6 protein-coding genes and 1 pseudogene are annotated in these 7846 nt (G+C 56.8%); all 7 read right to left on the reverse strand.

The genetic code is table 11. The features are described from left to right. Nucleotides 1-11 precede the first annotated feature (11 nt). Nucleotides 12-3575: a chromosome segregation protein SMC gene (smc, locus tag I656_RS01695; protein WP_033006592.1), complete on the reverse strand. Its 3564-nt coding sequence runs from the start codon at nucleotides 3573-3575 to the stop codon at nucleotides 12-14. A gap of 228 nt (nucleotides 3576-3803) precedes the next feature. Next, nucleotides 3804-4514, reverse strand: coding sequence for a ribonuclease III (gene rnc / locus I656_RS01690; protein WP_020756566.1), 711 nt, complete (start codon nucleotides 4512-4514; stop codon nucleotides 3804-3806). A gap of 210 nt (nucleotides 4515-4724) precedes the next feature. Beyond that, a complete protein-coding gene (locus I656_RS01685) occupies nucleotides 4725-4958 on the reverse strand; it encodes an acyl carrier protein (RefSeq protein ID WP_011230691.1) in 234 nt (77 codons plus the stop codon). Nucleotides 4959-5019: 61 nt separating this feature from the next. Beyond that, a complete protein-coding gene (gene fabG, locus I656_RS01680) occupies nucleotides 5020-5763 on the reverse strand; it encodes a 3-oxoacyl-[acyl-carrier-protein] reductase (protein WP_013523380.1) in 744 nt (247 codons plus the stop codon). A 4-nt stretch (nucleotides 5764-5767) separates the two neighbouring features. Further along, the gene (gene fabD / locus I656_RS01675) at nucleotides 5768-6709 is read right to left on the reverse strand and encodes an ACP S-malonyltransferase (protein WP_013523379.1); all 942 of its coding nucleotides are present in this window, start codon (nucleotides 6707-6709) and stop codon (nucleotides 5768-5770) included. Between the two features lie 21 nt (nucleotides 6710-6730). Further along, entirely contained in the window at nucleotides 6731-7714 is a 984-nt protein-coding gene (gene plsX, locus I656_RS01670; protein WP_033006595.1) for a phosphate acyltransferase PlsX, read from the reverse strand. Beyond that, nucleotides 7698-7846: pseudogene (locus I656_RS01665) on the reverse strand (transcription factor FapR); the annotation flags it as partial. The pseudogene I656_RS01665 and the gene plsX, both read right to left, overlap by 17 nt.

Consider the following 7846-nt stretch of genomic DNA (forward strand, 5'->3'; position numbering starts at 1 on the left):
GCTCCTCCTTTCTATGACGACACGAGTTGCTTGGAGTCTTCCAAACGGACGGAAACGAGCTTCGAGACGCCCGATTCTTGCATCGTGACGCCGTACAGCACGTCCGCTTCTTCCATCGTCCCTTTTCGATGGGTGATGACGATAAACTGCGTGTCGCGGCTGAACCGTTTTAAATATTGGGCATACCGCTGCACGTTCGCTTCATCAAGCGCCGCTTCGACTTCATCAAGGACGCAAAACGGCACCGGACGCACCTTTAAAATCGAAAACAAGAGGGCGATCGCCGTCAGCGCCCGTTCGCCGCCGGAAAGCAAGCTTAAATGTTGCAGCTTTTTCCCCGGAGGCTGAGCGACGATGTCGATCCCAGTCTCAAGCAAGTCGTTCGGGTCGGTCAGCCGCAAATCGGCGCGCCCGCCGCCGAACAGCTCGCCAAATACCTCGCCAAAATGGGCGCGGATTTGTTCAAACGTTGTGAGAAACCGTTTTTTCATTTCTTCATCCATTTCATCGATCACTTGGTGGAGCGTCGCCTTCGCCTCTTCCAAATCGGTTTTTTGCTCGCTTAAAAAGCGGTGCCGTTCGGAAACACGTTCGTATTCATCGATCGCCCCCAAGTTGACGGTGCCGAGCTCCTCCATGGCGCGCTTGATCAGCTTCACCCGCTTGCGCGCCTCATCGGCGCCGATCTCAAGCGGGTACGCGGAGCGAGCCGCTTCAAACGACAGCCCATACTCTTCGCGCAGACGGACAAGCAGATTCTCCAGCTCCACATCAAGCCGGTTCAACTTTACTTCTTCGTCTTTCACGACATCGGCGAGCTGTTTATGCTGCCGCTTCGTCTCTTTCCATTCCTGTTCCAAATGTTCAAGACGGCGTTGGAAATCGAGCCGCTGTTCGCGACGGCTCGCGATCAGCTCCAATGTCTTTTGCTTGTCCTCAAGCTTTTGCTTTCGCAGCTGCTCAATCTCTTCCTCGTTCCATTCCGGCGCCTCCATTTCCGCATCCAAAGCGGCTCGTTCGCGCTCTGCTTCTTTGAGCCCACGGATCGTTTCGGCAAGCTCCGCTTCCCATTCTTCCACTTTCCGGCGTGCATGTTTCACGCGCTCTTTCGTTTCCGCCAAGGCGATTTTTTGCTCCGTGATCGCTGCCTGGAGCGCCTCTTTCGTCGTTTGCTCCGTCTGTTTTTGCGCCTGCAGCCGGCTGATGTCGTCATCGATCGCCTGCAGTTTCTCGGCAAGCTGCTCAAGCTGCCTGTCAATGGCGCCGAGGCGGCGGTTGAGCTCTGCCATTTCGCGCTCGTCGTTCGCCTTTTCTTCATCATACAGTGCGAGCCGCTCGTCGATCCGTTTTTTCTGCCATTCGAGCTCGCGTTGCTCGTCCTTTTGTCTTTGCAGGGCCTCCCGAAGCGCCGCAACCTCTTCTTGCAGCGCGGCCGCCTGCGCTTCCTGCTCCGCCAGCTCGTGTCGTTTTGCGGCAACAGCCCGCTCAAGCCGAGCGATCGTTTCATCCATTTCCTGCAGTTTGGCCGAAAGCGTCTCAAGCTCGCGGTTTCGACTTAATAGCGACGCGGTCTTTTTCGCCGCCCCGCCGCCGGTCATCGCCCCGCCAGGGCTGACGACATCACCGTCCAATGTCACGAGGCGATAGCGATAGTGAAGAAGCTTGGCCAGCTCATTCGCGCCTTTTAAATCGGCTGTCACGATGACATGGCCGAGCAAATGAGCGATCGCCGCCCTATAGGCGCGGTCGTATTCGACGAGCTCGCTCGCAATGCCGACAAACGCCGGATGGCGGTCAATCGCCGCCCGCTCCCGTTCGGAAAGCGCGCGCGCTTTTATGACGTCAAGCGGCAAAAACGTCGCGCGCCCGTAGCCGTTCGTTTTCAAATAGTGAATCGCTTGCCGCGCCGCCTGTTCGCTGTCAACGACGATATGCTGCATCGCCCCGCCGAGCGCCGTTTCAATCGCCGTCTCATAGCGGTCCGGCACGCGGATGAGCTCAACAATGGCGCCATGAATGCCGGGCAGAAGGTCGCGCGCCTTTAATACTTCCTTTACTCCTTGGACAAAACCGGAATAATCATGTTGCATCTCTTCCAACCATTGCTGGCGCGCTTTGGTTTGCTGCCGGTATTGGCGCGCCTGATGCAGCAACGCTTCATGCTGCTCGAGCTCCGTTTTTTGCGCTGCGAGCGCCGCGGCGAGAGCGGCTTGTCTGTTATGCGCTTCCGTCAGCGCCTGTTCGAGGCGGGTCTGCTCGGCCCATAAGGCCGCCCGCTTCTGCTCGAGCTGTTCACGTTCGGCGAGATGGCGGCGGTTCGCTTCATCGAGCGCCGTCCGTTTGGCATGCAGCTTGCTGATGGCCTGCTCCACATGTGCGCGTTCGTTTTTCAACGCCGCCTGTTCATGAACAAGGTCGATGTAATCACCTTTTCGCCGCTCGATTTCTTCTTCAATGTCGGCTTCATGCGCCGAAAACAAAGCCTGTTTTTCTTTCAGCTCCCGCTCGAGCGCTGCGGCGCCCGCCTCAAGACGGGCGAGTTCCTCCCGCTCGGCATGCAGCTGCTCCGTCAAGCGGCGCCGTTTCGCAGCCAGTGCAGCCGTTATGTCGTCCAGCTGCGCTTTTCGCCTCGCGGCATGCTTTTTTCTCTCTTTCAATACTTCTTTCCGCCCTTCGAGCTTCTCAAGCTCTTCGCTGGCTAAAAGCAGCACTTGCTGCAAACCGTCGATCGATTCGTCAATGGCGGTCATTTGATCGCGCAGCTGTTCGATTTGGGCTTCCATTTTCTGCAACGCCGCCGCCAGCGCCACTTCGTCCCGTTGGTGCCCATCAAGCGCTTCCTTCAACTCATTCCATTGCCCGCGCAACTGCTCGATGTCGTGAACCATCAGCGCCACTTCAAATCGCTCGAGCTCTTCGCGTTTTTCCAAAAACTCTTTGGCGAGCGACGCCTGCATGCGGAGCGGCTCAAGCTGCTGTTCGAGCTCGTGCAAAATATCGTTGACGCGGTGCAAGTTGTCTTGCGTCTCCGCTAGCTTCGCCTCCGCCTTTTTTTTCCGCAGCTTGTACTTCAACACGCCGGCCGCTTCTTCAAAAATCGTGCGCCGCTCTTCCGGTTTGCTGCTTAAAATCTCTTCGACCCGGCCTTGGCCGATGATGGAAAACGCCTCCTTGCCGAGCCCGGAATCGAGAAACAAATCGACGATGTCTTTCAAACGGCACGGCTGGCGGTTGATGAAAAACTCGCTCTCCCCCGAGCGATAGACGCGCCGGGTCACGCTCACTTCCTGGTACTCAAGCGGCAAAAAGCCGTCTTCATTGTCGAGTGTGATCGTCACTTCAGCCACATTGAGCGGCTTGCGCGATTCGCTGCCGGCGAAGATGACGTCTTCCATTTTCGCCCCGCGCAACGATTTTGCTGATTGCTCACCGAGCACCCAACGGATCGCATCGGTAATGTTGCTTTTGCCGCTCCCGTTCGGACCGACGACCGCCGTCACACCAGGGACAAACTCGATCGATACACGGTCGGCGAACGATTTAAAGCCGATCACATCCAATCGTTTCAGGAACATGGTATGACGCCTCACCATCTTTCCACTGTGATCCAACACAAACACCCCGGAGCCCTTTTGGGAAACCGAGACGTTCGATCTTTTCATCCTACCATATGAGCTATCGAAAAAAACGCCTTTCTTCCCCCGCTCAAGGCGCGCATGTTCATCGAAACACCCATGAGCAGCGTTTGCTCTCCATCCCTTCGCACGTTCACAGAAAAAAGACTGACGTAACAGCGCCAGCCTTCACTGCTGATCGGCAGCCCGCAACGTTTCGAGCGCCATTTGCGCCGCATGCTGTTCAGCTTCCTTTTTCGAGCGGCCGACGCCGATGCCAAGCTCTTGGCCGTTTAACGCTACGCGGGCGACAAACTCCTTGTTGTGGGCCGGACCTTTTTCCTCCAAAATGGCGTATTCAAGCGTTCCGCTGCCGTCCCGCTGCACCAATTCCTGCAGCTGGCTTTTAAAATCCATCACATGAGAAAAAGCACCTTCATCAATTTTCGGAAACATCGTTTTCTCCAAAAAGCGGATGACCGCGTCCATTCCTTGATCCAAATACAAAGCGCCGATGAACGCCTCAAAGACGTCTGCCAAGAGCGCCGGACGCGTCCGCCCGCCGGTCAGCTCCTCGCCTTTGCCGAGCAAGACGAGCTCGCCGAACGACAGGGCGTTGGCAAATTTCACAAGCGACGGCTCGCAGACGATGGCCGCCCTCAGCTTCGTCAATTGCCCCTCGCTCATATGCGGGAACTTTTGAAATAAATATTGAGAAACGGTCAGCTCCAGCACGGCATCGCCTAAAAACTCAAGCCGTTCATTGTCTTCGTGAAGCCGCCGCCGATGCTCATTCACATACGATGAATGGGTGAACGCTTGAATCAACAGCTTTTCGTTTCGAAAGGTGATGCCGATTTTTTTTTTGCAACTCTTGAAACTTCGCCCGCCTCTTTTCATGGATGCGCTCTTTATCTTTTTGTTTTGACATAAAAATGCCCTCCGACTTCGTTCCAGAACAAAATGGCCGTGTCTTCTTCTATTATATCCGTTCTCCGGTCCGCTACGCGAGCGGGAATCGTGCGCTTTTTTCCGCAAGACCCGCCGAGCATCCCTGAAAAAGCAGAGAAAGCCCCGTTCGAAGCAACGGGACTTTGCAAAAAAGCGGCATTACAGACGACTTTTTATGTAGTTCACAGCGTCTCCGACTGTGACGATTTTTTCCGCCTCTTCATCGGAAATTTCCATGTTGAATTCGTCTTCAAGTTCCATGACGAGTTCGACGATGTCGAGCGAGTCAGCGCCCAGGTCGTCCTTAAACGACGCTTCGAGCGTCACTTGCGATTCGTCAACCCCCAGCCGGTCAACGATGATTTTCGTTACACGTTCCAATACATCGGCCATTGCGTTCACCTCCCTTCATGATTATAGTCGATTGGCAGAAAAAATACTAGCGCTGTTTTTCTTACGGCATCACCATGCCGCCGTCAACATGAAGCGTCTGTCCGGTCATGTAGCTCGCGGCGTCGGAAGCGAGGAAAGCGACGACGCGGGCGACATCATCCGGCTCGCCAAAGCGGGCGAGCGGAATTTGCTTTAACATTTCCGCCTTCAGCTCCGGGCTGAGCGCTTCGGTCATATCGGTCGTAATGAATCCTGGTGCGACGGCGTTAACGGTGATGTTGCGGCTGGCGAGTTCGCGCGCCGCCGTCTTCGTCAGCCCGATGACGCCGGCCTTGGCGGCGACATAGTTCGCCTGCCCCGGATTGCCGATCACGCCGACGACCGAAGCAATGTTGACGATCCGCCCATAGCGCTGCTTCATCATCGGGCGCGTTGCCGCCTTCGTACAAAGAAATACCCCTTTTAAATTCGTGTTAATCACGGCATCCCATTCTTCTTCTTTCATCCGCATCAATAAATTGTCGCGTGTAATGCCGGCGTTGTTGACCAAAATATCGAGGCGGCCAAAATGGTCAATCGTCGTTTTCACCATGCGCTCAACATCTTCAGCGCGGGCGACGTCCGCCTGCACGGCGATCGCTTCGCGGCCGAGCGAGCGGATGGCCTCGACAACTTCATTCGCTTTCGCCTCGCTGCCGGCGTAATTGACGGCAACGTTCGCCCCTTGGCGGGCAAGCTCCAGAGCGACCGCCCGGCCAATGCCGCGCGACGCCCCGGTCACAAGAGCAATTTTTCCTTCGAGCATCGCTTTATTCCCCTTTCAGCGCCGCAACGGTCGCTTCGAAGGAAGCAAGATCGTTCACCGCATAAACGCGGGCGTTGCGGTCGATTTTTTTCACAAGGCCGGACAACACTTTTCCCGGACCGATTTCGACAAACGTGTCGACGCCAAGCGAAAGAAGCGTGCGCACCGACTGCTCCCAACGCACCGGCGAGTACAGTTGTTCAATGAGAAGGCGGGCGATGTCCTCTTTTTTCGTCACCGGCTCAGCCGTCACATTGGCGACGACCGGAATGACGGCGTCACGAATCACCAAACTGTCAAGAACCGCTTTCAGTTTTTCTGCCGCCGGCTTCATGAGAGCGGAGTGGAACGGACCGCTCACCTCAAGCGGAATGACGCGTTTGGCGCCGCGTTCTTTCAAAAGCTGCGCCGCTTTTTCCACTCCGGCTTTCGAGCCGGAGATGACAATTTGCCCCGGGCAGTTGAAGTTGGCCGGCTCGACCGGATCGCCTTGGGCGGCGATTTCATTTGTCACTGCTTCAAGCGCATCAGCGTCCATCCCAAGCACCGCCGCCATCGTCCCTTCACCGGCCGGCACCGCTTCATCCATCAGCTCACCGCGGCGGCGCACCGCGTAGACGGCATCGGCAAACGACATGGCGCCGGCGGCGACAAGCGCCGTATATTCGCCCAAACTATGGCCAGCGACATAGTCCGCTTTCAGCCCAGCGCCGTCGACAAGCTGGAGCAAGGCGATGCTGGCGGTCAAGAGCGCCGGCTGGGCGTTATATGTCAACGTCAGCTCTTCTTGCGGTCCGTTGAACATGAGCTTGGAAAGCGCGAATCCAAGCCGCTCGTCAGCCTCCGCGATGACGGCGCGGGCGCGGGCGTCATGCTCGGCAGCGTCTTTCGCCATGCCGACCGTCTGCGATCCTTGGCCAGGAAATAAAAAGGCGATTTTCCCCATTTTTGATTCCTCCTTTACCGATTATGCCCGTTCCAGCTCCGCTCTGATCGTGCCGATGACATCATGAACCACCATCTCTCGTGCCTGGCGGATGGCGTGGAAGATGGCGTTCGCATCGGACGACCCGTGCGCTTTAATGACCGGAGCATTTAAGCCAAACAGCGCCGCGCCGCCATACTCCGAGTAGTCCATCATTTTTTTCAGCCCGGCGAGCTTTGGCTTGAGGACGGCGGCGGCCAGCTTCGCCGCGACGCCGCTTGTCAGCGTCTGCTTGAGCAAGGAAAAGAGCGCCAGCGCCGTCCCTTCAATCGTTTTTAACGCAACATTGCCGGCAAAGCCGTCGGCGACGACAACATCAGCCACTCCTTGCAGCAGATCGCGCGCTTCGACATTGCCGATGAAATGAAGGTTCGTTTCCTTGAGCAAGGCAAACGCCCGTTTCGTTGTTTCGTTTCCTTTTTGGTCTTCCGTTCCGACGTTCAGCAAGCCGATGCGCGGTTTTTCGACGCCGCGCACGTTCTTTGCGTACGCATGTCCCATCAAAGCGTATTGCTGCAAATGTTCCGGCTTTGCATCGACGTTGGCGCCGACATCCAGAAAGACAAAGCCGCGCCCATCCAACGTCGGCAGCGTCGGGGCGAGCGCCGGGCGGTCGATGCCGGCTACCCGCCCGACGACAAACAGTCCGGCTGCCATGAGCGCCCCGGTATTGCCGGCGGAAATGCACGCCTCGGCGCGCCCTTCTTTCACTTCTTCCGCCATGCGCACCATCGACGAGTTCTTTTTGCGCCGCACCGCCCGCACCGGCTCATCACCTGCTTCGATCACTTCGTCGGTGTGGATGATCGAAATGCGCTCTTCACCCGCCACATGCGGGCGAATTTTCGCTTCATCGCCAATCAGCGTAATCTCGATGTCAGGGAAATGGGCGGCGGCCATAAGCGCCCCGCGCACGATTTCGCCCGGGGCATGGTCTCCGCCCATGGCATCAACCGCGATATTCATTGCTGTCCCCATCCTTTTTCTCTATGTTTGAACGATACATTTCAAACGTACCAGAAAAGACGAGCTCCTGGCCGACGTAGCTGTTCACCTCGACGATTGTGCGCCCGTGCGCCGTTTTTCCGGTCACTTTCG

Origin of the sequence: Geobacillus sp. WSUCF1 (assembly GCF_000422025.1) — a bacterium.
In the GTDB taxonomy this organism is placed as follows: domain Bacteria; phylum Bacillota; class Bacilli; order Bacillales; family Anoxybacillaceae; genus Geobacillus; species Geobacillus zalihae.

Bases quoted from the DNA above. Each gene is read 5' to 3' on its own strand.
- I656_RS01685 (WP_011230691.1), bottom strand. From the start codon at position 4,958: ATGGCCGATGTATTGGAACGTGTAACGAAAATCATCGTTGACCGGCTG.
- smc (WP_033006592.1), bottom strand. From the start codon at position 3,575: ATGTTCCTGAAACGATTGGATGTGATCGGCTTTAAATCGTTCGCCGAC.
- rnc (WP_020756566.1), bottom strand. From the start codon at position 4,514: ATGAAAAGAGGCGGGCGAAGTTTCAAGAGTTGCAAAAAAAAAATCGGC.
- plsX (WP_033006595.1), bottom strand. From the start codon at position 7,714: ATGAATATCGCGGTTGATGCCATGGGCGGAGACCATGCCCCGGGCGAA.
- fabD (WP_013523379.1), bottom strand. From the start codon at position 6,709: ATGGGGAAAATCGCCTTTTTATTTCCTGGCCAAGGATCGCAGACGGTC.
- fabG (WP_013523380.1), bottom strand. From the start codon at position 5,763: ATGCTCGAAGGAAAAATTGCTCTTGTGACCGGGGCGTCGCGCGGCATT.